The sequence below is a fragment of the Pseudomonas sp. NFR02 genome, from assembly GCF_900119375.1.
Classification (GTDB): domain Bacteria; phylum Pseudomonadota; class Gammaproteobacteria; order Pseudomonadales; family Pseudomonadaceae; genus Aquipseudomonas; species Aquipseudomonas paracarnis.
On record NZ_FPJJ01000015.1, the window covers coordinates 1 to 24,755 of the forward strand.

The following is a 24,755-nucleotide window of genomic DNA, read 5'->3' on the forward strand; positions in this document are numbered from 1 at the left end:
CGGTGACGGCGCGGGCTTCCACGGCGGCAGCGGCGCCGGCACCGTCGAGGCGGTCCATGTTGGCTTCGGTGGCGTGGCCGGCGTTGGCGCCTTTGGCGGCTACTTCGCCTTCTTCTTCTTTGTCGAATTCGTCCCAGCTCAGCATGACGTGTCGTCTCCTGCGTGAGGGCTCAAAGGTGCCCGTGTGAAACCGGATGGTTGGGTGTTCACACGGCCCTAGGGCCGCGGTGGATCTTAAGGAATCGTTTGTTGCAACAGCTCGCGCAGGCAAATAAACGGAATCAGGTTGCGGGTGCTGCATGAGGCTTGAGGGGCGCAGCGATGCGTGCTTGCTGCAGCGCAGGCTCAAGGTCTGGCTCTTTATCCCTGTGTAAAGGGATATTGCAGGCCCGATTTACCCGCGCATTATAGGGAAAAAATCAGGTTTGTGTTGCGACGGATGGTCACTTGAGAGCGCCAAAATGACGTGGGTTTCGGCCAAAGCGAGTGTTTGCAAGGCTTTGCTGGGCGTGGGGGTTTTTGACGGGCGGGGATGTTTTTTTTTGGGCAGGGGAAGGGGGCGTAAAAAGAGTGGTCGTGGCTGAAATCGCCATCGCAGGCAAGCCAGCTCCCACAGTTGATGCGTGGTGTATTCAAGGCGGGTTCTTGGCCGCAAGAACGATTTCTTGCGGCAATTAAGAATCCAACTTCAGAAGTTGTTAGCCGTTAGAGCAACCATTGCCCATCACTTGATAGTTAAGAATATGACGCTGGCCTTGCGAATCTTCATATTCCATCTTCACCGGTACAACTTCGCAGACTTCTGGAATGCTGCTCATGGATAAGACTTTGGCCACATCCAGGTGAGTGCTGTAGGTGTAGTCCTCAACGATCGGGGCGTTCTGGCCGGCCAGTTCAGTCGGGGCTTCGTCCGCCAGGGCGGCGGTGGCGCACAAGCTGCTCAGGGCCATCACTAATAACGCTTTCATTGCTTCATTACCTTCTTCAGGGCGAAAGGGGGCACGGGGCCCTTGTGAGGCCGCGTGTGTCACTTAAAGTTGGGAAGTTCGGATTAACGTTGCCTTCGTGGGGGCTGTTGCGTTGTTAATCAGAGTGCCTTGTTGGCGGAGTTGATTTTAGGCGCCTCGGTTATATTCATATACCCGTGGTTTTGATAAACACTTTTGGCGGTTTTTGTAACAATCCCTCAATCAAGATTTTTTCAGAAACCTGTCAGCCGCCGCAGCACGCGGGCCAGAGCGGTGAAACGGCATAGCAGGGCAATTTGTAGGGTCTTGTTACTACCATCGTCGAATGGTTCTATAGGCCCACCCCGGCTACAACAGGGGCCATACAACAACAACTATGTCACCGAGGTAAGAAAGATGAGTGCGGCTTCCCTGTACCCCGTTCGCCCCGAAGTAGCAGCCAATACGCTGACCGACGAGGCGACCTACAAGGCCATGTACCAGCAGTCGGTGGTCAACCCCGATGGCTTCTGGCGCGAGCAAGCCAAGCGCCTTGACTGGGTCAAGCCTTTCACCGCGGTGAAGCAGACCTCTTTCGACGACCACCATGTCGACATCAAATGGTTCGCCGATGGCACCCTGAACGTTTCCTACAATTGCCTGGACCGTCACCTCGCCGAGCGTGGCGACCAGATCGCAATCATCTGGGAGGGCGACGACCCTGCCGAGAGCCGCAACATCACCTACCGCGAGTTGCATGAGGAAGTCTGCAAGTTCGCCAACGCCTTGCGCGGCCAGGATGTGCACCGCGGCGATGTGGTGACTATCTATATGCCGATGATTCCCGAAGCCGTGGTCGCCATGCTGGCCTGTACCCGCATCGGCGCGATCCATTCGGTGGTGTTTGGCGGTTTTTCCCCGGAAGCCCTGGCCGGTCGCATCATCGACTGTAAGTCGAAAGTGGTGATTACCGCTGACGAAGGCATCCGCGCTGGTAAGAAGATTCCGCTGAAGGCTAACGTTGACGACGCGCTGACCAACCCGGAAACCAGCAGCATCCAGAAGGTGATCGTGTGCAAGCGCACCAATGGCGCGATCAAGTGGAACCAGCATCGCGACATCTGGTACGAAGACCTGATGAAAGTGGCGGGTACTGTGTGTGCGCCAAAAGAGATGGGTGCCGAAGAAGCGCTGTTTATCCTCTATACCTCTGGCTCTACCGGCAAGCCTAAAGGCGTGCAGCACACCACCGGCGGCTACCTGCTCTATGCGGCCCTGACCCACGAGCGTGTATTCGACTATCGCCCGGGCGAAATCTACTGGTGCACTGCCGACGTGGGCTGGGTCACTGGCCACACCTACATCGTCTACGGCCCGCTGGCCAATGGCGCGACCACGCTGCTGTTCGAAGGCGTGCCGAACTACCCGGACATCACCCGCGTGGCGAAGATCGTCGACAAGCACAAGGTCAACATCCTCTACACCGCACCGACTGCGATCCGCGCCATGATGGCCTCCGGCACCGCAGCCTGCGAAGGCGCCGACGGCAGTAGCCTGCGCCTGCTGGGTTCGGTGGGCGAGCCGATCAACCCGGAAGCCTGGGACTGGTACTACAAGAACGTCGGCCAATCCCGTTGCCCGATCGTCGACACCTGGTGGCAAACCGAAACCGGCGCCACGCTGATGAGCCCACTGCCAGGCGCCCATGCGTTGAAGCCGGGTTCGGCGGCACGGCCGTTCTTCGGGGTGGTGCCGGCGTTGGTGGACAACCTGGGCAACATCATCGAAGGCGCCGCCGAAGGCAACCTGGTGATTCTCGATTCCTGGCCAGGCCAGGCGCGTACCCTGTACGGCGACCATGACCGTTTTGTCGACACCTACTTCAAGACCTTCCGCGGCATGTACTTCACCGGTGACGGCGCGCGTCGCGATGAGGACGGTTACTGGTGGATCACGGGCCGTGTGGATGACGTGTTGAACGTGTCCGGCCACCGCATGGGCACTGCCGAGATTGAAAGCGCCATGGTTGCGCACCCCAAAGTCGCCGAGGCGGCGGTGGTGGGTGTGCCGCATGACATCAAGGGGCAGGGCATTTATGTGTATGTCACCTTGAAGAATGGTGAAGAGCCCAACGAAGCACTGCGCCTGGAACTGAAGAACTGGGTACGCAAGGAAATCGGGCCGATTGCCTCGCCGGATGTGATCCAGTGGGCGCCTGGGTTGCCAAAAACGCGCTCGGGGAAAATCATGCGGCGCATTTTGCGCAAGATCGCCACGGCTGAATACGATGGGTTGGGGGATATCTCTACCTTGGCAGATCCAAGCGTGGTGGCGCATTTGATTGAAACGCACAAGACCATGAACGTCGCGTAAGCGGAGTAGGTGGGACAAAGCCCCATTCGGTGCAGGCCGGGTGGGGCTTTTTTGTACGGCCTCAAGACCGCCAGCTCCCACAGTTCAGATTGCATTTCATAAGGGGGTATGGATGGCGGTCTGACAGACCTGCAAGCCACCAAACCAATAAATATCGGTTTTCCCCGTAGGACGTTTCTGAATGTTACCGCCTCGCTCAAATGTGTAACCGCCCGCACAAACCTGGGGCGATGGACCACGCCTACGCCCCGAAAAACCGCGTTCTAGACATCCCCACAAATAAGATTAAACGCCAGACTTGCCGTGCTAGAAGGGTTTGCGAATAATAGGCCCGCAATTTGCAGCATCATCAGGTTTAATATCTTTTGTCTCTGCATAAAATTCAGAGGCTGTCAATGAGCTGGAACCGCTTTCTCAGTGCTTCTGTAAATTGTTGTCGCATTGAGGAAATATCGGCCTCCGGCCTGTCGTTAGAATGCCGATCACTCGCTCGTCGTCGCAGGTGTCGCCCGCGCAGGACGCAGCACCGCTATTCGGTTACACCTTCGCCGCATCGTGGGCCATGGCTCATACTGCTGTTTTTGCCCTATACCGATGGAGTCCCAAGATGAAGAAACTCGTGCTGTTGGGCGCCCTGGCGCTGTCCGTGCTGTCCATGCAGGCTTTCGCCGAAGGCAAGCCGCTGAAAATTGGTATCGAAGCGGCTTACCCTCCGTTTGCCTCGAAGGCGCCGGATGGCAGCATCGTCGGTTTTGACTACGACATCGGCAATGCGCTGTGCAAGCAGATGGACGTCAAGTGCACCTGGGTCGAGCAGGAATTCGATGGTCTGATCCCGGCACTCAAAGTGCGTAAGATCGACGCGATCCTGTCGTCCATGTCCATCACTGACGACCGCAAGAAATCCGTGGACTTCACTACCCGCTACTACCTGTCCCCAGCGCGCCTGGTGATGAAGGAAGGCACCACCGTCAGCGACGGCCTGGATGAGCTCAAAGGCAAGACGATCGGTGTGCAGCGCGGTTCGATCCACGACCGTTTCGCCCGTGAAGTCCTGGCGCCAAAAGGTGCGAATATCAAGGGCTACAGCACCCAGAACGAAATCTACCTGGATGTGGCCGCCGGTCGTCTCGACGGTACCGTGGCTGATGCCACCCTGCTGCAAGACGGCTTCCTGAAAACCGACGCCGGCAAAGGCTACGCGTTTGTAGGCCCATCGTTCACCGAAGCCAAATACTTCGGCGACGGTATCGGCATCGCAGTGCGCAAAGGCGACAAGGAAAACCTTGAGCGCATCAATGCGGCCATCGCTGCGATCCGTGCCAACGGCGAATACAAGAAAATCCAGGACAAGTACTTCGACTTCGATATTTACGGCGCTGACGCCAAGTAACTCATCGCAGCTGTCTGTCCGAAATGGCGCAAGCAACAGTCATCCTGAAGTTTGCGCCATTTTTTCATCCCCCTTTTCGAGGACCTGAATCATGTTGAAAGGCTACGGGGCCGTCATCCTCGATGGCGCATGGTTGACGCTTCAGCTCGCCTTGTCGTCCATGGCCTTGGCCATTGTTCTGGGTCTGATCGGGGTCGCGCTACGCCTGTCGCCGGTACGCTGGCTGGCTTGGCTGGGCGACCTGTACTCCACGGTGATCCGCGGGATCCCCGACCTGGTGCTGATCCTGCTGATTTTCTACGGCGGTCAGGACTTGCTCAACCGCGTCGCGCCGTTGCTGGGCTTTGACGACTATATCGACTTGAACCCCCTGGCCGCCGGTATCGGCACCCTGGGTTTCATCTTTGGCGCTTACCTGTCGGAAACTTTCCGTGGCGCCTTCATGGCCATTCCCAAGGGGCAGGCTGAAGCCGGCCTGGCGTATGGCATGAGCAGCTTCCAGGTGTTTTTCCGGGTGATGGTGCCGCAGATGATTCGGCTGGCGATCCCCGGGTTTACCAACAACTGGCTGGTATTGACCAAGGCCACCGCGCTGATTTCGGTGGTGGGTCTGCAAGACATGATGTTCAAGGCCAAGCAGGCGGCAGACGCCACCCGCGAGCCTTTTACCTTCTTCCTCGCAGTGGCGGCGATGTACCTGGTGATCACCAGCGTGTCGTTGCTGGCCTTGCGTTACCTTGAGAAGCGCTACTCGGTAGGCGTAAGGGCGGCTGATCTATGATCTTCGACTACAACGTCATCTGGGAGGCCATGCCGCTGTACCTTGGCGGCTTGCTGACCACCCTGAAACTGCTCGCTATCTCGCTGTTCTTCGGCCTGCTCGCAGCCTTGCCCCTGGGCTTGATGCGCGTGTCCAAGCAGCCGATCGTCAATGGCGTGGCCTGGCTTTATACCTACGTGATCCGCGGCACGCCGATGCTGGTGCAGCTGTTTTTGATCTACTACGGCCTGGCGCAGTTCGAGGTGGTGCGCGAAAGCTTCCTGTGGCCGCTGCTGTCCAGTGCCACGTTCTGTGCGTGCCTGGCGTTTGCCATCAACACCAGCGCCTATACCGCCGAGATCATCGCCGGCAGCCTCAAGGCCACGCCTAACGGTGAAATCGAAGCGGCCAAGGCCATGGGCATGTCGCGCTACAAACTGTACCGCCGCATCCTGTTGCCGTCGGCCCTGCGCCGTGCGCTGCCGCAGTACAGCAACGAAGTGATCATGATGCTGCAGACCACCAGTCTGGCCTCCATCGTCACGCTGATTGACATCACCGGTGCCGCGCGTACGGTGAACGCCCAGTATTACCTGCCGTTCGAAGCCTATATCACCGCCGGCGTGTTCTACCTGTGCCTGACCTTCATCCTGGTGCGCCTGTTCAAGTTGGCCGAGCGCCGCTGGCTGAGCTACCTGGCTCCACGGAAGCACTGACATGGAACGTATCGATCATCTGCTGCCCTGGGGGCACCTGGGCTGCGAGCGCCAGCTGAGCGTGTTTCGTTTCGGCAGTGGCGAGCGCAAGGCCTATATCCAGGCCAGCCTGCACGCCGATGAGTTGCCGGGTATGCGTGCCGCGTGGGAGCTGAAAAAACGCCTCACCACGCTGGAACAGCAAGGCGCCCTCAACGGCGTGATCGAGTTGGTGCCGGTCGCCAACCCGATGGGGCTCGGCCAGTTGTTGCAGGGCAGCCACCAAGGGCGTTTCGAAGTCGGCAGCGGCAAGAATTTCAACCGCGATTTCGTCGAACTGAGCGAGCCGGTGGCCGAGTTGCTACAAGGCAAGCTGGGGGACGACCCGCACGCCAATGTGCGCCTGATTCGCCAGGCCATGAGCGATACACTCACCGCCTTGCCCGAGCCGAGCAGCCAGTTGCAAGGCATGCAGCGTATCCTGCTGAGCCATGCCTGCACCGCCGATGTGGTGCTGGACCTGCATTGCGATGCTGAGGCAGCGCTGCATATGTACGCGCTGCCCCAGCACTGGCCGCAGTGGCGTTCGTTGTCGGCACATTTGAATGTGAAGGTCGGCCTGCTGGCGGAGGATTCCGGCGGCAGTTCGTTTGACGAGGCGTGCTCGTTGCCGTGGCTGCGTTTGTCGCGCCTGTTCCCCGAGGCGCAAATTCCGCTGGCCTGTCTGGCGACGACGTTGGAATTGGGCGGCCAGGCCGACACCGGCCGTGATGAAGCCATCTTCCACGCCGAAGGCATCCTTGCGTTCCTCGCCGAACAAGGCTTGATCAAGGGCGAGTGGCCCGCGCCGCAACACGAACCTTGCGAAGGTGTGCCTTTCGAGGGCACCGAACTGCTGTTCGCGCCCCATGCCGGGGTGATCAGTTACCTGCGTAAAGCGGGCGACTGGGTAGAAACCGGCGACGAGATTTTTGAAGTGATTGACCCCCTGACCGACCGCGTAAGCACTATTTGCGCGGGCACCTCGGGGGTGTTGTTTGCCGTTGAACGGCTACGTTATGCCCAAGCGGGTTTCTGGCTGGCCAAGGTGGCGGGGCGCGAAGCGCTGCGTCACGGGCGCTTGCTCAACGACTGACCACCTGTTTTTGTGAGAACCGACCGCATGTACAAGCTTGAAGTCCAAGACCTGCATAAACGCTATGGCAGTCATGAAGTGCTCAAAGGTGTGTCCCTGGCCGCCGCCGCCGGTGATGTGATCAGCATCATCGGTTCCAGCGGTTCGGGCAAAAGTACCTTTTTGCGCTGCATCAACCTGCTGGAGCAGCCCCACGCCGGCAAGATTTTGCTCAATAACGAAGAGCTGAAACTGGTGGCCAACAAGGACGGCGCCATGAAGGCTGCCGACCCCAAGCAGTTGCAGCGCATGCGTTCGCGCCTGTCCATGGTGTTCCAGCATTTCAACCTGTGGTCGCACATGACCGCGATTGAAAACGTGATGGAAGCCCCGGTGCACGTGTTGGGCATATCCAAGAAAGAAGCCCGCGAGAAGGCCGAGCATTACCTGGCCAAAGTCGGCGTGGGCCATCGTAAGGATGCGTTCCCCGGCCACATGTCCGGTGGCGAGCAGCAGCGCGTAGCGATTGCCCGTGCACTGGCGATGGAGCCTGAGGTGATGCTGTTCGACGAACCTACTTCTGCGCTGGATCCGGAGCTGGTAGGCGAAGTACTCAAGGTGATGCAGGACCTGGCCCAGGAAGGCCGCACCATGGTGGTCGTGACCCACGAAATGGGCTTTGCCCGCGAAGTGTCGAACCAATTGGTGTTTTTGCACAAAGGCATCGTTGAAGAGCGTGGCAACCCGCGGGAAGTGCTGGTGAACCCGCAGTCGGAACGGTTGCAGCAGTTCCTCTCTGGCAGTTTGAAATAATCAAGACTGCTTTTGTGCACCGGGATAGTGCATGCTCCGCAGTCTTGAGGTAAGCCCCGATCCCCTGTGGGAGCTGGCTTGCCTGCGATAGCGATGTATCAGCCAATGATGTGTTAACTGACCCACCGCCATCGCAGGCAAGCCAGCTCCCACTGTTGATCTGTGTTTGTTTTGGGATTTGTAGTTGATTACGGGCTAGCATTGGCCCACAGCTTCTTTCACCGTTTTCGCTCCGGATAGCACTCCATGACCGCCCACAAAATTGGTTTCCTGATTTGGCCCAGCACAAAAGCCCTCACGCTTGCGCTGGCTGAGGAGGCCTTGCGCGTTGCCCAGCGGGTGCATCCGGATGTGATCTACGAGTTGTCGTTCCTGCTCGCCGAACCCGCAGTCGAAGGTGCCTGGCAACTGCCGGGCGAGCCGTGGGCCGGTAAGCTGGAGGGTTTTCAGAAGTTGTTCCTGTTGGCCGACGAACCGCCGACGGTCATCGCTTCGCCACTGAGCTCCGCGCTCAAGCAGCTTGTTCGGGCGGGGTGTGTGATCGGCGGCTTGTCAGCGGGGGTGTACCCGTTGGCCCAACTGGGCCTGCTCGATGGCTACCGCGCCGCCGTGCACTGGCGCTGGCAGGACGATTTCGCCGAGCGTTTCCCCAAGGTCATCGCCACCAGCCACCTGTTTGACTGGGACCGTGATCGCCTGACCGCTTGCGGCGGCATGTCGGTACTTGACCTGCTGTTGGCGGTATTGGCCCGTGACCATGGCGCCGAGTTGGCCGGTGCTGTGTCTGAAGAACTGGTGGTGGAGCGCATCCGCGAAGGCGGCGAGCGCCAGCGTATCCCGCTGCAAAACCGCCTGGGCTCCAGCCACCCTAAGCTGACCCAGGCGGTATTGCTGATGGAGGCCAATATCGAAGAGCCGCTGACCACCGACGAAATCGCCCAGCACGTGTGTGTTTCACGACGACAACTTGAACGCATCTTCAAGCAATACCTCAACCGCGTCCCCAGCCAGTATTACCTGGAGCTGCGCCTGAACAAGGCGCGCCAGATGCTGATGCAAACCAGCAAGTCGATCATCCAGATCGGCCTGTCCTGCGGCTTCTCCTCGGGGCCGCACTTCTCCAGCGCCTACCGCAATTTCTTCGGCGCCACTCCTCGCGAAGATCGCAACCAGCGTCGCAGCAGCAGCCCGTTCGAGTTGTCGTCGGTGCCTTCCGAGCGCGGGTGAGCTGCGTCTATTCTTCTCCCTCTGTTTCGGATGACGTCGCAGAGCGTGAGCTGGAGCGGTCTGGCGCGGGTTGTCGGGCTTGCGCTACATCGAAATCCACTGCCGTGCGGTTGTAATAGCGACGCAGAATGGCAAGTGCTGCGGGTGAGAAGGGGTTGTCGCTCAGGTCAAAGCCTGCCGCTGAGTCCGGGTCTACTTCAAGCAGGTCCGTGGGCAACTCGGTGATGTGGTTATCGCTCAGGTTCAGTTGGGTGAGCGACGTCAGGTTGAACACCCCGTGAGGCACCTCGGTAAGCCTGGTGTTTTCCATCATCAGGGTTTCCAGGCCGGACATTTTGCTGACGTCGGGCGTCAGCGCCAGCGGGTTATCGCTCAGGTCCAGGTACTCCAGGTCGTGCAGGTCGCTCAAGGCGGCGACGCTGTCGGGGGTCAGTCGCAGATTGCATTGCGTGAGGCTGAGTGTGGTCAACTTGGGCAGCTTGAAGACGCCAGCGGGAATGCCTTGCAGGGCATAGCGGTGGATCAGCAGGCTTTCCAGATTGGGGAAACGTTCCAGAAAACCTTCGGGTATCGAGGTGGTTTCCTGTGCCCTCAGCTCCAGCTTGGAAATATGCTTGAAATCCACATTCAGTCTTGGCAGGTCTCCCCACAGCGGCAAGGTCAATGTCATTTGATGGGACTGCGTCAGCGGGTCATGGCTTAAGTCCAGGCTGGTTTCACGCCGCCAGCCTTGCTCCAGCAGAGCGCGGATTTGCGCTCGAATGAGTTGTTGCTGTGGGCGAATCTGTTCATCCATGGGCAGGTTCGTGATGGGGTGGCTCTCAGGCACATCCACCACCCATTCCTGCAGGTCGGCTTGCAAGCGTTCGTAGTCGGCCTTGAGGCGCACGAGATTCGCCATCGAATCATCCAGCCCGCCCGGTAGCCTGAAGATAAATTGATTGGCCTCGGGAACGTTGTAGGTCGGGTAAAGCGCTTGGACCAGGCGAACCTCATCTGGATTGGCTTGGACGCCAAAATGTTCCCCGGTGCTCTGGCAGTAGGTTTTTATCCGTTCCAGGGTTGCGCGCGTCAGCGGGTTGCCGGAAAGGTCGTAGGCCTTGGCAGCACTGGCGGGCAACGAATACAGGGCTTCTGGCAGCCTGCGCAGGTTATTGTGGCTGAGATTGGCGTTTGCCAGCCGAGGCCGATTGAGCAGGCCTGTGGGAAAGATGGAAATACCGCAGTGGCTCAGGTTGAGTGTTCGCAGGTTGGCCATGTTTTCGAAATTGGGCGCCAGCACCAGCGGGTTGTGGGACAGGTCAAGGGTATGCAGCTCGGTCAGGTTGGCCAGGGCTGCTCGGGTTGGGGTGGTCAGGTTGAGTGCGCAGCCGCGCAGTGTCAGCGCGTTAAGGTGGGTCAATGCACTGATTTCGCCGGGCAGTGTTCTGAGGGTCATGTCGCTGATGGCCAGTCGGCGCAATCCGGGGAAAGATGCCAGGAAGCCCGGCGTGCCGCGGGTGGTCAAGTAACCCTGGAATTCCAGGGTAGTGATGTGCCCAAGGCGGGTATCGAGCGCGGGCAGTTCCCCATAAATGGGCTGGTTGAGTTGCAGCAGGTGACCGTTGTCATAAGCAGGGTCTACGGGGGTGTTGTGGCGCCAGGCGCCGATCAGTTTTTGTGACCAGAGAAAGCGATTTTGCTGTTCCGCAGCAATCCGCCAGCGGCTCAACGGTAAATCTGTACCGACAAGGGTCTGCGGCACATTCTGCTGCCATGTCCGCAGGTTGGCTTCCAGTTGCGAGAACTCTTTCTTCAGAAATTGAAGGGTACCCCAAGGTGTGCCGGGATCGTTTTGCATGGCGGCGAGTACGGCCGTCACCTGGCTGGGGCTCAGTTGTGGGTACAGCTCATGCAACTGACTCTCCAGCGAGACGCCTTCGCTGCTGCCAGCGGTGACCGGGCTGGCGTCGTAGCCCTCCATGCCGCCGGGCAGGCGCATCAATGTCGGGTCATAGGACGGTTTGAGCAGCGGAACTTCGGCCAGCAGGGCGCCAAGTTCGTCATGTGCCAATGTGTGTTGGCGCAAGGTTTCTCTCAAGTGTGGGCCTTGGCCTATCTGCATAGCCAGTGCGTCGCGCTGTGCATCGGGGAGTGCCTGGAGCACGGCGGTGTAGAAATCGGTTTCGCCAAGCAGGGTGCCCTTGCTGTCTTCGGGAATGTAATCGCCTTCGATGGTGCGCAGCAGCAGGCGTCGGATGGGCGCCTGGGCGGGGCCGATGGCGTCGCGCAGATGGCCGTCGCGCTTGAAGTCGCGAACTTCCAGGCGCACCTGGGGCGACCAGCCCGGCAATTTTTCCAGGGAGTGCAGGGCGAGTCGATGGGTGTCGCCGCTCTCCAGCGCGCCCATGTACAGGCCTTCATACGCCCGGCTGATTCTGACCTGATGGGCCGCCCAGCGTGCGCGTTCGACCAGGTGCGAAGGCAGCGTGCCCTGGTCGATGTCGAGCAAGTCCTGGCCGTGGGCACTGAGCAGGACCTCCTCGGCCGCGCTGACGGGCAGGCCCGGTGTGCTGTCGATGAGCTTTTGCACGCGCGCATCGGTGGTCAACTCCAGGCCTCGATAGCGCGCGTCGAACATCGAAGCGCGTTTATCCTCGGCTCTGCGTGCCAGCTGTTTGCGCAGCTTGGCGGCGCGCACATGCAGTTGGGGGGCCGGGCTACCGAAGTCTTCCTCCAGCACAGTCTTGCGCTCTGACTCGTCGAGGGTTTCCAGCAGGGTCTTGAGCAGGTCGCCGTTGTTCATCTGCGCTTCATGAATTTGCGCTACCGCCGCATTTTCCCTGCCTGGGTGTTCCCATACGGTTTCGCCTTTGGCATTCAGAAAGCGCAGGGTCTTGGATTCCGGCCACAGGCCGGTCTGGCTAAGCAGCCAGAGTTGGGTTTGCGTGTCGGCTTTTGCGTAAACCAGTGGGTCGTCGCTGTTCATCTGGTCGATGAAGTCTTGCAGTTGCTGGTCGATATGGATGCGCTTGAGGCTGTCGGCCAGCAAGGGCGGTGGCGGTTGGCGGTCCATGTAGAGTTTGCGCAGGGCACCATCGTCGGTGCTGCTGATGCGCTGTGCCTGTTCCAGGCCGGTTTCGCTGAGAGCGTTGGCGGGCTCGCCGAGTCTGCGCAACAAGGTGCTGCGATGCCATGTCAGCGGGTGATCCAGTGGGGTTATCCAGGCGCCTTTGCCATTGCCGATAACGGGCGGTTGGTAGGCATGCGCATGGCTTGGGTGCGCCAGCACGGCGTTGCCCGCTTGTTGCTTGACGGCAAAGTGTTGCCCTTCAAGGGGCAGGATCTGCTTGTCCCCGTAGGCATGCAATCCATCGGCCTTGGGGCGCGAGGCGGTGGGCAATTGAAGGTCGTGGGCGTAGGGGCTCAGGTCTGGGCTCCACAGGCGCGTTTTGCCGTCGTCCGAGCTGACCGGATGAAGGCGCTCGAAAAACGCCCAGACTTCCCGAGGCAGTGCCTGGCGTAGCAGCCCTTCGGCAATCGGTGCGCCGACCGCGAACATACCCAATTGCACCATTTGCTCCAGGGTCGACATCAGGTGCCCGAACGCCTGGCGCTTGAGACCCTCGGCCCAATCGACGATGCCTTCGAATACGTCATCGAGCAGTTGATAGGCGGTGTAGCCGAGCATCAGTAAGCCCAGGGGGGGAATGAACGGCGTGGCGATGAAGGCGGCGATTTCGAGCAGGGCCTTACCGATTTTCTGCACGATGGCCCAGCGCTGCCAGCGTGCCTTGCTGTCGGCGTCGGCGGTGGACACGGCGATGCTTCGCGCGTCATTGAGCAGCTTATTGAGTTTGGTTTCATAGAGGTGTTCGTACAGCTCGCCCGTGATTTTCGTCGCGTGCAACTGCAGGTTGGGGTTGGCCACAGGTTCGGCGCGCCAGGTCGGCCTGGGGTCGCCGGGGACGGGGTGATGCCAGGTAACCTGGGACAAGCGGTTATGCAGGTTGGCAAAGAAGTAGGCGCGGTGCTCGTGGCTTATAAAGCGGCTGAAGAATGCCTGGTAATCGGCATCGCGCAATTTGCGGATCAGGTCTTGAATGAATGCGATGCCATCGTGGTAATACTTGAGCGGTGCCTGTGGGTCGCCGGGAATGTACGCCACCACGGGCACTGCGCTGTGGTGCAGTTCCAGGTCTGCGGCGAACAGCACAATGCCGGCCAGTGGTGCGTCCATCAGGCTCAGGTCGTGGCTGAGCAGCGTCTTACCGTCGAGTGTCAGGCCGCTGATGCCTTTGAGTTGAGCCTGGAGCGTGCGTAACACCCGCTCGCTGCCGTCCTTTTTCAGGCGCGCCAGGTGTACGGCAGTTTGGGCCTCGGCTTTGAGGCTCTCGATGACAGTGCTGCGCAGCGAAGCCTTGCGTTTGGCATCTTTGAAGCCGAAAAATGTCTTGAGGTAGTTCTGGTATTGCGCACCGATGTCCAGTTCACGGCACAGCCCGACGAAGGTCTGGATGCTGACTTTGCTGTTCACTGAGGGCAGGGTGTCGAATTGCCCGGTGGCGGTGGGTTGGGTAATGAAGCTGGAGTCCGCGGTGAAGGCAGTTTTCTCGCTTTCTGCTGCGTCGAAGTTATGCAGCGCGGCGTCCACCAACGACACGGTCCAGACTTTGACGCCGCCAGTTTCTATAGGAAACAGTGGGATCGTCAGGGGCGCATACAGGCGCAGATGGGTGGTGCGGACATCAATCTCCACGCCCCATCTTGTCTTGAACGCCTGTTGCAAAAGCGGCGCGGCGAAGGCCTGCGGTGTCTTGAGGTCGGCCAGGGCCGTGTCTACTTTGTTTTGCGCGGCCCAGCTCTGCTCCACCGCCTGTTTGAGCGGCGCGTGCTGCTGGCGGCTGGCGTCGGCCTGCCAGTTGGGAATGTCCAGTGGTGCATTCTTCAAGGCTTGGCGCTTGTCATCCGAGGCGCTTGCCAGCCAGGCCGGCAGGCGTGTGTGAAACCCGGGGGGTACTTGGGTGGCGGCGACTGCGAGGCGCTGGCTGATGGTCGTGGGGTAGGGCGTGGGCACGAGGCTGATCCTTCAGTGGGAGTGAGTCACTGTCATCACAGCAAGCCTGATGGGGTCACGGGCAGCAGATAGTTAAGGCATTAGGCGAAAATCAGCGGGCCGTGCCTCTGCCTCTCACTGAACGCAGCGTTTACACTGCGCCATTGCGATGCAATATGTCGCATTGCCGTAAACCCGCGTAAAACCGGGGTTGGCGCTATAAGAAGTTGTCGCTTGGCGACAAGGTGGCGCTGAAAACTGTCCTTACAATCCCTGCATCGCCCGCCAGTTCCAGGCAGGCGTTCCTCTTCAGGAGACTCCGATGTCCGTTGAGCAAGCCCCGGTGCAACGTGCCGATTTCGACCAAGTGATGGTGCCCAACTACGCACCTGCTGCCTTTATCCCTGTACGTGGCGCAGGTTCGCGCGTGTGGGACCAGGCCGGTCGCGAGCTGATCGACTTTGCCGGCGGCATCGCGGTCAACGTATTGGGCCATGCGCACCCGGCGCTGGTCGGTGCACTGACCGAACAAGCCAACACGCTGTGGCATGTCTCCAACGTGTTCACCAACGAGCCGGCGTTGCGTCTGGCCCACAAGCTGATCGACGCCACCTTTGCCGAGCGCGTGTTCTTCTGCAACTCCGGCGCCGAAGCCAACGAGGCCGCCTTCAAGCTGGCCCGTCGCGTGGCGTTCGACCGTTTTGGCAGCGAGAAGTACGAGATCATCGCCGCGTTGAACAGCTTCCACGGCCGTACCCTGTTCACCGTCAACGTCGGTGGCCAGTCGAAGTACTCCGATGGTTTCGGGCCTAAAATCACCGGCATCACCCACGTTCCTTATAACGACCTGGCTGCGCTGAAAGCGGCAGTGACCGATAAGACCTGCGCCGTGGTTCTGGAACCGATCCAGGGCGAAGGCGGTGTACTGCCGGCCGAACTGGCTTACCTGCAAGGCGCTCGCGAGCTGTGCGACGCCCACGACGCACTGTTGGTATTCGACGAAGTGCAAACCGGCATGGGCCGCACCGGCCACCTGTTTGCCTACCAGCATTACGGCGTGACGCCAGATATCCTCACCAGCGCCAAAAGCCTGGGCGGCGGCTTCCCGATTGCGGCGATGCTCACCCGTGAAGACTTGGCCAAGCACCTGGTAGTCGGCACCCACGGCACCACCTACGGCGGCAACCCGCTGGCGTGCGCGGTAGCGGAAGCGGTGATCGACGTGATCAACACCCCAGAAGTGCTGGCGGGTGTGAATGCCAAGCACGACCTGTTCAAGGCGCGCCTGGAGCAGATCGGCAAGCAGTACGGCATCTTCACCCAAGTGCGTGGCATGGGCTTGTTGATCGGTTGCGTACTCAGCGATGCCTTCAAAGGCAAGGCCAAGGACGTGTTCAACGCGGCCGAAAAAGAGAACTTGATGATCCTGCAAGCCGGCCCCGACGTGGTGCGTTTTGCGCCGAGCCTGGTGGTGGAAGAGGCGGACATCAATGAAGGCCTGGATCGTTTTGAGCGTGCTGTGAAGACGTTGACGCAAGCCTGATAGACCGTTCGGTGCCTGGCGATACCGGTACCGAACACAAATTTTGTATGCCGGACCCTTTGGTTGGAGCTGTGAAGATCAAATGTGGGAGCGGGCTTGCTCGCGAAAGCAGTGGTTCAGCCACCTGTAATGTTGAATGACACCCTGCATTCGCGAGCAAGCCCGCTCCCACACTTGACCTCACTGTTCTCAACAGTGTGTTTGGCTTTTTTTTCTGTGAGTTTTCGAGTTAAGGAGTGACACCATGCTGGTGATGCGCCCCGCGCAAATGGCTGATCTGGGCGAGGTACAGCGTCTGGCTGCGGACAGCCCGATTGGTGTCACCTCCTTGCCGGATGATGTGGAACGCCTGAGCGACAAGATCGCGGCCAGCGAAGCGTCCTTCGCGGCCGAGGTGAGTTTCAACGGTGAAGAGAGCTATTTCTTCGTGCTGGAAGACACCGAGACCGGCAAGCTCGCCGGCTGCTCGGCTATCGTAGCCTCGGCCGGTTACTCCGAGCCGTTCTATAGCTTTCGTAACGAAACCTTCGTGCACGCCTCCCGCGAGCTGAAGATCCACAACAAGATCCACGTGCTTTCCCAGTGCCACGACCTTACCGGCAACAGCCTGCTCACCAGCTTTTATGTGGTGCCTGAGCTGGTCGGTTCGCCGTGGTCGGAACTCAATTCCCGTGGCCGACTGCTGTTTGTCGCCAGCCATCCTGAGCGCTTTGCCGACTCGGTGGTGACCGAGATTGTCGGCTACAGCGACGAGAACGGCGATTCACCGTTCTGGGATGCCATTGGCCGCAACTTCTTCGACCTCAACTACGCCGCCGCCGAGCGCCTGTGCGGGCTGAAAAGCCGTACCTTCCTCGCCGAGTTGATGCCGCACTACCCGATCTACGTGCCGCTGCTGCCGGACGAAGCCCAAGAGGCCATGGGCCAGGTGCACCCGCGTGCGCAAATCACCTTCGACATCCTCATGCGTGAAGGCTTCGAAACTGACCATTACATCGACATCTTCGACGGTGGCCCGACGCTGCACGCCCGGGTCTCGGGCATTCGCTCAATCGCCCAGAGCCGCGTGGTGCCGGTGAAGATCGGCGAGATGGTCAAGGGCGTTGGCCGCCAGTACTTGGTGAGCAACGCGCAGTTGCAGGATTACCGTGCGGTGATGCTGGAGCTGGACTACGCGCCCGGCAAACCGGTGACCCTGGACCTGGCGGCAGCCGAAGCGCTGGGTGTTGGTGAAGGCGCCAGTGTGCGCCTGGTTGCGGTTTAAAAAGAGAGTTTCGCGGGTGGCTGACAACAGCGGCCCGTTCGAGGAGATAGCATGATCGTTCGTCCCGTACGCAGCAGCGATTTACCGGCCCTGATTGATCTGGCGCGCAGCACTGGCACCGGTCTCACCACCTTGCCGGCCAACGAAGAGCGCCTGACCCACCGGGTGGGCTGGGCGGAAAAAACCTTTCGCGGCGAAGCCGGGCGCGGCGATGCCGACTACCTGTTCGTGCTGGAAAACGACGAAGGCCGCGTGGTGGGAATCTCTGCCATCGCTGGCGCCGTTGGCCTGCGCGAGCCGTGGTACAACTTCCGGGTTGGGCTGACTGTCAGCGCTTCCCAGGAACTGAATATCTACCGTGAGATACCGACGCTGTTCCTGGCCAACGACCTCACCGGTAATTCCGAATTGTGCTCGTTGTTTTTGCATGCCGATTACCGCAACGGCCTCAACGGTCGCATGCTCGCCAAGGCGCGCATGTTGTTTATCGCCGAGTTCCCGCAACTGTTCGGCAACAAGATCATTGCCGAGATGCGCGGTGTGTCCAACGATGCTGGGCGTTCGCCGTTCTGGGAAAGTCTGGGCCGGCACTTCTTCAAGATGGAGTTCAGCCAGGCCGACTACCTCACCGGCGTGGGCAACAAGGCGTTTATCGCCGAGCTGATGCCCAAATTTCCGCTGTACAGCTGCTTTCTCTCCGAAGACGCGCGCAATGTGATCGGCAAGGTCCACCCGGACACCGAGCCGGCCCTGAGCATGCTCAAGAGCGAAGGCTTCAGCTACCAGGGCTATGTGGATATTTTCGACGCCGGCCCGGCGGTGGAATGTGAAACCAGCAAGATCCGTGCGGTGCGCGACAGCCAGTCACTGGTGTTGGCCATCGGCACGCCGGGGGACGACGCCACGCCGTTCCTGATCCATAACCGCAAGCGCGAAGAATGCCGTATCACCGCCGCTCCGGCCCGTCTGGCGGCAGGTACTCTGGTGGTCGATCCACAGACCGCCAAGCGCCTGCAACTGGTGGTGGGTGATCAAGTACGTGCTGTTGCGTTGTCTGCTGCTCGGGAGTCCAAATAATGAATTCGTTGTATATCGCAGGTAGCTGGCTGGCTGGCCAGGGTGAGCTGTTTGAATCGCGCAACCCGGTGACCCAGCAAGTGCTGTGGGCTGGTAACGGTGCCAGCGCTGAACAGGTCGAATCCGCCGTGCAGGCTGCGCGTCAGGCATTCCCGGCATGGGCCAGGCGCCCGCTCGAAGAACGCATCAGCGTGCTGGAAACCTTCGCCGCCACGCTTAAAAGCCGTGCCGATGAAATCGCCCGCTGCATTGGCGAAGAAACCGGCAAGCCACTGTGGGAGTCGGCCACTGAAGTCACCAGCATGGCCAATAAGATTGCGATCTCGGTGCAAAGCTACCGCGAGCGTACTGGCGAGAAGAGCGGCCCCCTGGGCGACGCCACCGCTGTGTTGCGCCATAAGCCCCACGGTGTGGTGGCGGTGTTCGGCCCTTACAACTTCCCTGGGCACTTGCCCAATGGGCACATCGTCCCGGCGTTGCTGGCGGGTAACACCGTGCTGTTCAAGCCGAGCGAGCTGACCCCCAAGGTCGCCGAGCTGACCGTGCAGTGCTGGATCGAAGCCGGTTTGCCGGCGGGCGTGCTGAACCTGCTGCAAGGCGCGCGGGAAACCGGCATCGCCCTGGCGGCCAACCCAGGCATCGACGGCCTGTTCTTTACCGGCTCCAGCCGCACCGGCAATCACTTGCACCAGCAATTCTCAGGGCGCCCCGACAAGATCCTGGCCCTGGAAATGGGCGGTAATAACCCGCTGGTCGTGGACGAAGTCGCCGACGTGGATGCGGCGGTGTACACCATCATCCAGTCGGCGTTTATCTCGGCAGGCCAGCGTTGCACCTGTGCCCGCCGCTTGCTGGTGCCGCAAGGTGCCTGGGGCGATGCCTTGCTGGCGCGCCTGGTGGCGGTGAGCGCGAGCCTTGAAGTGGGCGCTTTCGATCAGCAGCCGGCGCCGTTCATGGGTTCGGTGATCTCCCTGGCTGCGGCCAAAGCCTTGATGCAAGCCCAGGAACTGATGTTGGCCAATGGCGCCGTGGCACTGCTGGAGATGACTCAGCCTCAGGCTCAGGCCGCTTTGTTGACCCCTGGCATCATCGACGTAACCGGTGTGACGGAGCGTGAAGATGAAGAGCTGTTTGGCCCGCTGCTGCAGGTAATCCGCTATGCGGATTTTGCCGGTGCCATCGCGGAGGCCAACAACACCCAGTACGGCCTGGCCGCTGGCCTGTTGTCGGACTCCGAAGCGCGTTACCAGCAATTCTGGCTGGAAAGCCGCGCCGGCATCGTCAACTGGAACAAGCAGTTGACCGGCGCTGCCAGTACCGCGCCGTTCGGTGGTGTCGGGGCGTCGGGCAATCATCGCGCCAGTGCCTATTACGCGGCGGATTATTGCGCGTACCCGGTGGCGTCGCTGGAGACGCCGAGCCTGATAGTCCCGGCAACGCTCACGCCAGGTATAACGCTGATCTAAATGTGGGAGCGGGCTTGCTCGCGAATGCGGTGTTTCATTCAACATTTGAAGTGACTGAACCACCGTTTCGCGAGCAAGCCCGCTCCCACAATGGATCTGTGGTGTATTCAAGTGATTTGATGCCTATAAAAACAGATGTTCGTGGAGCCTCGCCGATGAAATCCTGTGAAGTCAATTTTGACGGTCTAGTGGGGCCGACCCATAACTACGGCGGTTTGTCCTTCGGCAACGTCGCGTCCCAAAGCAACAGCCAGCAGTCTTCCAACCCGAAGGAAGCGGCGTTGCAGGGCCTGCAGAAAATGAAAGCCCTGATGGACATGGGCTTTGTGCAAGGTGTATTGGCGCCCCAGGAGCGCCCGGATGTAGCCGCCTTGCGCAGCTTGGGTTTCAGCGGCACCGACGCCCAGGTAATCCAGCAGGCTGCCAGGCAGGCTATGCCTTTGCTGGTAGCGAGCTGCTCGGCATCCAGCATGTGGGTAGCCAACGCCGCCACCGTCAGCCCAAGCGCCGACACCGCCGACGGCCGTGTGCATTTCACTGCCGCCAACCTCAATTGCAAATACCACCGCAGCATCGAGCACCCCACCACCAGCCGCGTGCTGGGGGCGATGTTCGCCGATGGCAAGCATTTCGCTCACCACGCCGCCTTGCCGGCCGTGGCGCAATTTGGCGATGAAGGCGCGGCCAACCACACGCGTTTCTGTCGTGAGTACGGTGAGGCGGGCGTCGAGTTTTTCGTCTTCGGCCGTAGTGCTTTCGACCCTCGTTACCCGGCCCCGCAGAAGTACCCGGCGCGCCAGACCCTCGAAGCCTCCCAGGCCGTTGCGCGGCTGCATGGCTTGAAGGATGACGGTGTGGTCTACGCCCAGCAGAACCCGGCGGTGATCGACGCGGGTGTGTTCCACAACGATGTGATCGCGGTGGGCAACGGCGAAGTGCTGTTCTATCACGAGGATGCGTTCCTCAACACCGAGCAGATGCTCGCCGAACTGCACGGCAAGTTGGGCAAGCTGGGCGGCAACTTCCAGTCGGTGTGTGTGCCTCGCGCGTTGGTCAGTGTCGAGGACGCGGTGCGTTCCTACCTGTTCAACAGCCAGTTGCTGACTCGTCCTGATGGTTCGATGCTGCTGATCGTGCCGGAAGAGTGCCGCGCCAATGAGCGCGTGTGGCAGTACCTGCAAGGTCTGACCGCTTCCGGCGGGCTGATTCGTGAGGTCAAGGTCTTCGACCTCAAGCAAAGCATGCAAAATGGCGGTGGGCCGGCGTGCCTGCGCCTGCGCGTGGCGTTGAACGAAACCGAGCTGGCGGCCGTGAACCCAGGGGTTATCATGACCGCGCCGTTGTACGAAACCCTGACCCAATGGGTGGGCAAGCACTACCGTGACAGCCTGCGCGAAACCGACCTGGCTGACCCGCAGTTGCTGCTTGAGTGCCGGACGGCATTGGATGAACTGACGCAAATCCTTAAACTGGGCTCGGTTTATCCTTTCCAGATCAATTAATGCCACACGGCTGAGATATTTTATTTATGACCGACACCCTGAAACTCATCCTTGAAGACACCGACGGCACCCAGCTGGAAACCTCCTGCACCCGCGTCGCCGTGGTCTGGCAGGGCAAGGAGATCTGGATCCAGCACGATGGCCGCGGCCAACTGCTGATTGGCGTAGACGTAGAAGAGGGCGACGCCGAGTACGCCAACCTGCTGATGCGCCCATTGGCCACCAACCTGATGAGCCTGCAACTGGAAATGGAACCGGCCGACGTTGAAGGTGACGACGACGATCACGTCCATGGCCCAGGCTGCAACCACTAAGGAAGCTGCTTATGCTCGCCCTCGGCAAACTGCTTGAACTGACCCTCGCCGGTCGTGAACCGGCGCAAAAAATTCAACTGACTGTCGACGGCGTGCAGATGCGCTGGCTCAGCGAAGGCGCGCTTGAAGTGCGCCCTCCTGAAGCTCTGGACAACGGCAGCGACTTGCTGCTGTCGTCCGGCATCCATGGCAACGAAACCGCGCCGATCGAATTGCTCGACCGCCTGTTGCATGGCATTGCCCGCGGGGAGATCAAACCCCGCACCCGTATTCTGTTCCTGTTCGGTAATACCGAGGCCATGCGCCGCGGTGAGCGTTACCTCGAGCTGGACGTCAACCGGCTGTTCAATGGCCGGCATGAACAAAACATCGGCCCCGAAGCCATGCGCGCCGCCGAGCTTGAGCAATTGGCCCGCAGCTTTTTCAGCCTGCCTGGCCGTTCGCGCCTGCATTACGACCTGCATACCGCGATTCGTGGTTCGAAAATCGAACAGTTCGCGTTGTACCCGTGGAAAGAAGACCGACAGCATTCGCGCCGTGAGCTGGAGCGCCTGAACGCGGCTGGTATGCAGGCGGTGCTGTTGCAGAACAAAACCTCGATTACCTTCACCGCGTTTACCTACGAGCAACTCGGCGCCGAGGCGTTCACCCTGGAGTTGGGCAAAGCCCGGCCGTTCGGGCAGAACGACGGTGTGGACGTGTCGCGCCTGGAAGCGCGTCTGAAGCAGATCATCGAGGGCAACGAGCCTGAGACCGGTAGCCTCGACGGCCTGCAACTCTTCGCCGTTGCGCGAGAAGTGATCAAGCACAGCGACGCCTTCCTGATGCACCTGCCCGCAGATGTGGAAAACTTTTCGGAATTGGAAAGGGGCTACCTGCTGGCCGAAGACGTGGCCAAGACCCGTTGGGTGATCGAGGAGGAGGGCGCCCGCATTATCTTTCCCAACCCAAAGGTGAAGAACGGCTTGCGCGCCGGGATATTGATCGTGCCCACCACGGATGCCGGCCTGGCCTGAGAGCCAAGTCTGGCTCAGTCCAATGTGGGAGCTGGCTTGCCTGCGATAACATCACCTGGGTATCACTGATACACCCAGGTGTCTGCATCGCAGGCAAGCCAGCTCCCACACTGGTTTGTGGTGAGGCTTGGATTTAGACCGCTACCGCACGCGGCTCGCTACGACGGATCGCGCGTACCTTGTGCAGGGTATCGGCGCAGGTGCGCGCCGCTTCCTGGCCCTTGTGCACGAAGTGCTCGTAGAAAAACGTGGTGTGCTCGCTGCCGGCATGGAAGTGGTGCGGCGTCAGGGACACCGAGAACACCGGCACTTCAGTTTCCAGCTGCACCTGCATCAGGCCGCTGACTACCGATTGCGCGACGAATTCGTGACGGTAGATGCCACCGTCCACCACCAGCGCGGCAGCGACGATGCCGGCGTAACGGCCGGTCTTGGCCAGCAACTTGGCGTGCAGGGGCATTTCAAAGGCGCCGCCGACTTCGAAGAAGTCGATGTCCGATTCCTGATAACCCTGGGCGATCATCTCGGCGAGGAAGCCTTTGCGCGATTGGTCGACAATATCCTTGTGCCAGCAGGCCTGGATAAACGCGACGCGCTCGCCGTGATGGTTTTTGCTTTTGCTGTCGATTGCGGTGGGTTGCATGTTCTGACTCCTGTTTAAGAAAAAAACAGGGCGTTATGAATCGAATGGGATTTAAGGGTACGCATGCGCAAACAAGCGCGCGGCCCTTAGGTGCCAATCCCGTTCTCTCTTCATCCGGACTATGACCGTCGGCCCCGGGATCACACCGGGTCTGCTGACCTCGTCGCCGTCCTGCCTGAGCAGTTCGAGGCGCCAAGCGCTCGCGGGCTATGCACATTGCGTGCAATTACCGCCGGTGGGGAATTGCACCCCGCCCTGAGAACGTTGCCACCAGAACCCTGGCGGCGCAGAGTTTTTAACATGGTTTTTTGAAAACTGCACGGCTGCCGTCTCGATAACTTATATCGGTTTGATTGGTTGGTATTCGAATGAATGCAATAGGGGCTTGATATTCCGTGGCTTTGCCCGCAGTAATCACACACAAAAGGACTTATCCACTCCGTTAGAGGCCCCCTTCATGACCGTGATCGACCTGCGCAGCGACACCGTGACCCAACCTACCCCCGGCATGCTCGACGCAATGGCCAGCGCCGTCAGCGGCGATGATGTCTACGGCGAAGACCCCAGCGTCAACCGCCTGGAGGCCGAGTTGGCCAAGCGCCTGGGCTTTGCCGCGGCGCTGTTCGTGCCCACCGGTACCATGAGCAACCTGCTGGCGTTGATGGCTCACTGTGAGCGCGGCGAGGAATACATCGTCGGCCAGCAGGCTCACACCTACAAATACGAAGGCGGCGGTGCGGCGGTGCTGGGGTCGATCCAGCCGCAACCCCTGGAAGTTCAAGCTGATGGCTCCCTTGATCTGAACCAAGTGCTTGCCGCCATCAAGCCCGACGACTTCCACTTCGCCCGCACACGCCTGCTGGCGCTGGAAAACACCATGCAGGGCAAAGTGCTGCCGCTGGATTACCTGGCCAAGGCCCGTGCATTTACCCACGAGCATGGCCTGGCCCTGCACCTGGATGGCGCGCGCCTCTACAACGCGGCGGTCAAGCTGGGGGTGGATGCGCGAGAAATCGCCCAGCATTTCGATTCGGTGTCGGTGTGCCTGTCCAAGGGCCTCGGTGCGCCGGTCGGCTCGGTGCTGTGTGGCTCGACGGCGCTGATCGCCAAGGCTCGGCGCTTGCGCAAGATGGTCGGCGGCGGCATGCGCCAGGCGGGCTCCCTGGCGGCGGCGGGGTTGTATGCTCTGGATCATCAGGTGCAGCGCCTGGCTGACGACCATGCCAACGCGCAATGGCTGGGCGATGAGTTACGCAAGGCCGGCTACAGCGTCGAGCCGGTGCAGACCAATATGGTGTATGTGCAGGTAGGTGATCAGGCGCAGGCGCTGAAGGCCTTTGCGGCCGAGCGTGGGGTCAAGTTGAGCGCCGCGCCGCGCCTGCGCATGGTCACCCATCTGGATGTGAGCCGGGCGCAGATCGAGCAAGTGGTGCAGACATTCGTCGCGTTTTCGCAGAAATGACAGTGCAGGCCGTCTAATTGACTGTTTCTATCACATAAACACGCTGTACCACCGGCAAAGGGCCGATATAATGCGGCCCTTTGCCGTCGCTCCGTCTGATGATGTTGCGCA

Annotated in this window: 18 protein-coding genes, 1 pseudogene and 1 riboswitch; of the genes and pseudogenes, 15 read left to right on the forward strand and 4 right to left on the reverse strand. The window is 60.2% G+C overall.

What is annotated here, in order from left to right:
* A pseudogene (locus BT199_RS27145) lies at nt 1–145 on the reverse strand (ribonucleotide-diphosphate reductase subunit beta); the annotation flags it as partial.
* Nucleotides 146–698: 553 nt separating this feature from the next.
* Entirely contained in the window at nt 699–968 is a 270-nt protein-coding gene (locus tag BT199_RS26280; RefSeq protein ID WP_014719601.1) for a DUF2790 domain-containing protein, read from the reverse strand.
* Nucleotides 969–1,364: 396 nt separating this feature from the next.
* On the opposite strand from BT199_RS26280, the gene acs reads away from it, so the two are divergent.
* From acs to argR, 7 genes are all read left to right on the forward strand, one after another.
* The gene (gene acs, locus BT199_RS26285) at nt 1,365–3,320 is read left to right on the forward strand and encodes an acetate--CoA ligase (RefSeq protein ID WP_005790645.1); all 1,956 of its coding nucleotides are present in this window, start codon (nt 1,365–1,367) and stop codon (nt 3,318–3,320) included.
* A gap of 607 nt (nt 3,321–3,927) precedes the next feature.
* Nucleotides 3,928–4,713: an ABC transporter substrate-binding protein gene (locus BT199_RS26290; RefSeq protein ID WP_047711612.1), complete on the forward strand. Its 786-nt coding sequence runs from the start codon at nt 3,928–3,930 to the stop codon at nt 4,711–4,713.
* A 91-nt stretch (nt 4,714–4,804) separates the two neighbouring features.
* A complete protein-coding gene (locus BT199_RS26295) occupies nt 4,805–5,494 on the forward strand; it encodes an ABC transporter permease (RefSeq protein ID WP_003193627.1) in 690 nt (229 codons plus the stop codon).
* Nucleotides 5,491–6,189 (forward strand): ABC transporter permease, encoded by a 699-nt coding sequence (locus tag BT199_RS26300; RefSeq protein WP_003193625.1) that lies wholly within the window; start codon nt 5,491–5,493, stop codon nt 6,187–6,189. The genes BT199_RS26295 and BT199_RS26300 overlap by 4 nt, the downstream gene beginning before the upstream one ends.
* A 1-nt stretch (nt 6,190) precedes the next feature.
* Entirely contained in the window at nt 6,191–7,303 is a 1,113-nt protein-coding gene (locus BT199_RS26305; protein WP_014719599.1) for a succinylglutamate desuccinylase/aspartoacylase family protein, read from the forward strand.
* A 27-nt stretch (nt 7,304–7,330) separates the two neighbouring features.
* Nucleotides 7,331–8,095 carry an ABC transporter ATP-binding protein gene (locus tag BT199_RS26310; RefSeq protein WP_014719598.1) on the forward strand — a complete coding sequence of 255 codons (765 nt, stop codon included), beginning with the start codon at nt 7,331–7,333 and terminating at the stop codon, nt 8,093–8,095.
* Between the two features lie 246 nt (nt 8,096–8,341).
* The gene (argR, locus tag BT199_RS26315) at nt 8,342–9,322 is read left to right on the forward strand and encodes a transcriptional regulator ArgR (RefSeq protein ID WP_014719597.1); all 981 of its coding nucleotides are present in this window, start codon (nt 8,342–8,344) and stop codon (nt 9,320–9,322) included.
* A 7-nt stretch (nt 9,323–9,329) separates the two neighbouring features.
* Here the strand turns inward: argR and BT199_RS26320 are convergent, their stop codons facing one another.
* Nucleotides 9,330–14,378: a leucine-rich repeat domain-containing protein gene (locus BT199_RS26320; RefSeq protein ID WP_072435767.1), complete on the reverse strand. Its 5,049-nt coding sequence runs from the start codon at nt 14,376–14,378 to the stop codon at nt 9,330–9,332.
* 301 nt (nt 14,379–14,679) lie between these two features.
* Here BT199_RS26320 and BT199_RS26325 point away from each other — a divergent pair, with 301 nt between their 5' ends.
* The 7 genes from BT199_RS26325 to astE all read left to right on the forward strand — a co-directional run bounded on the left by BT199_RS26325 (nt 14,680) and on the right by astE (nt 22,539).
* Nucleotides 14,680–15,900 (forward strand): aspartate aminotransferase family protein, encoded by a 1,221-nt coding sequence (locus tag BT199_RS26325; RefSeq protein ID WP_003193615.1) that lies wholly within the window; start codon nt 14,680–14,682, stop codon nt 15,898–15,900.
* A 244-nt stretch (nt 15,901–16,144) separates the two neighbouring features.
* Complete coding sequence (aruF, locus tag BT199_RS26330; protein ID WP_003175655.1) at nt 16,145–17,164, forward strand: arginine/ornithine succinyltransferase subunit alpha; 1,020 nt, start codon at nt 16,145–16,147, stop codon at nt 17,162–17,164.
* A gap of 51 nt (nt 17,165–17,215) precedes the next feature.
* Nucleotides 17,216–18,241, forward strand: coding sequence for an arginine N-succinyltransferase (astA, locus tag BT199_RS26335; protein ID WP_003193612.1), 1,026 nt, complete (start codon nt 17,216–17,218; stop codon nt 18,239–18,241).
* Nucleotides 18,238–19,707, forward strand: a complete 1,470-nt coding sequence (astD, locus tag BT199_RS26340; RefSeq protein ID WP_161937007.1) for a succinylglutamate-semialdehyde dehydrogenase — start codon at nt 18,238–18,240, stop codon at nt 19,705–19,707. The genes astA and astD overlap by 4 nt, the downstream gene beginning before the upstream one ends.
* Nucleotides 19,708–19,862: 155 nt before the next feature.
* Nucleotides 19,863–21,209 carry an N-succinylarginine dihydrolase gene (astB, locus tag BT199_RS26345; protein WP_032903464.1) on the forward strand — a complete coding sequence of 449 codons (1,347 nt, stop codon included), beginning with the start codon at nt 19,863–19,865 and terminating at the stop codon, nt 21,207–21,209.
* 26 nt (nt 21,210–21,235) lie between these two features.
* Nucleotides 21,236–21,523 carry a hypothetical protein gene (locus BT199_RS26350; protein WP_003175651.1) on the forward strand — a complete coding sequence of 96 codons (288 nt, stop codon included), beginning with the start codon at nt 21,236–21,238 and terminating at the stop codon, nt 21,521–21,523.
* An 11-nt stretch (nt 21,524–21,534) separates the two neighbouring features.
* Entirely contained in the window at nt 21,535–22,539 is a 1,005-nt protein-coding gene (gene astE / locus BT199_RS26355; RefSeq protein WP_014719592.1) for a succinylglutamate desuccinylase, read from the forward strand.
* 133 nt (nt 22,540–22,672) lie between these two features.
* On the opposite strand, the gene BT199_RS26365 is transcribed toward astE, so the two are convergent.
* Nucleotides 22,673–23,182 carry a 6,7-dimethyl-8-ribityllumazine synthase gene (locus BT199_RS26365; protein ID WP_003193604.1) on the reverse strand — a complete coding sequence of 170 codons (510 nt, stop codon included), beginning with the start codon at nt 23,180–23,182 and terminating at the stop codon, nt 22,673–22,675.
* Nucleotides 23,183–23,279: 97 nt separating this feature from the next.
* Nucleotides 23,280–23,449: riboswitch (FMN riboswitch) on the reverse strand.
* 190 nt (nt 23,450–23,639) lie between these two features.
* Here BT199_RS26365 and ltaE point away from each other — a divergent pair.
* Complete coding sequence (ltaE, locus tag BT199_RS26370) at nt 23,640–24,644, forward strand: low-specificity L-threonine aldolase (RefSeq protein ID WP_014719591.1); 1,005 nt, start codon at nt 23,640–23,642, stop codon at nt 24,642–24,644.
* The last annotated feature ends 111 nt before the right edge of the window (nt 24,645–24,755 follow it).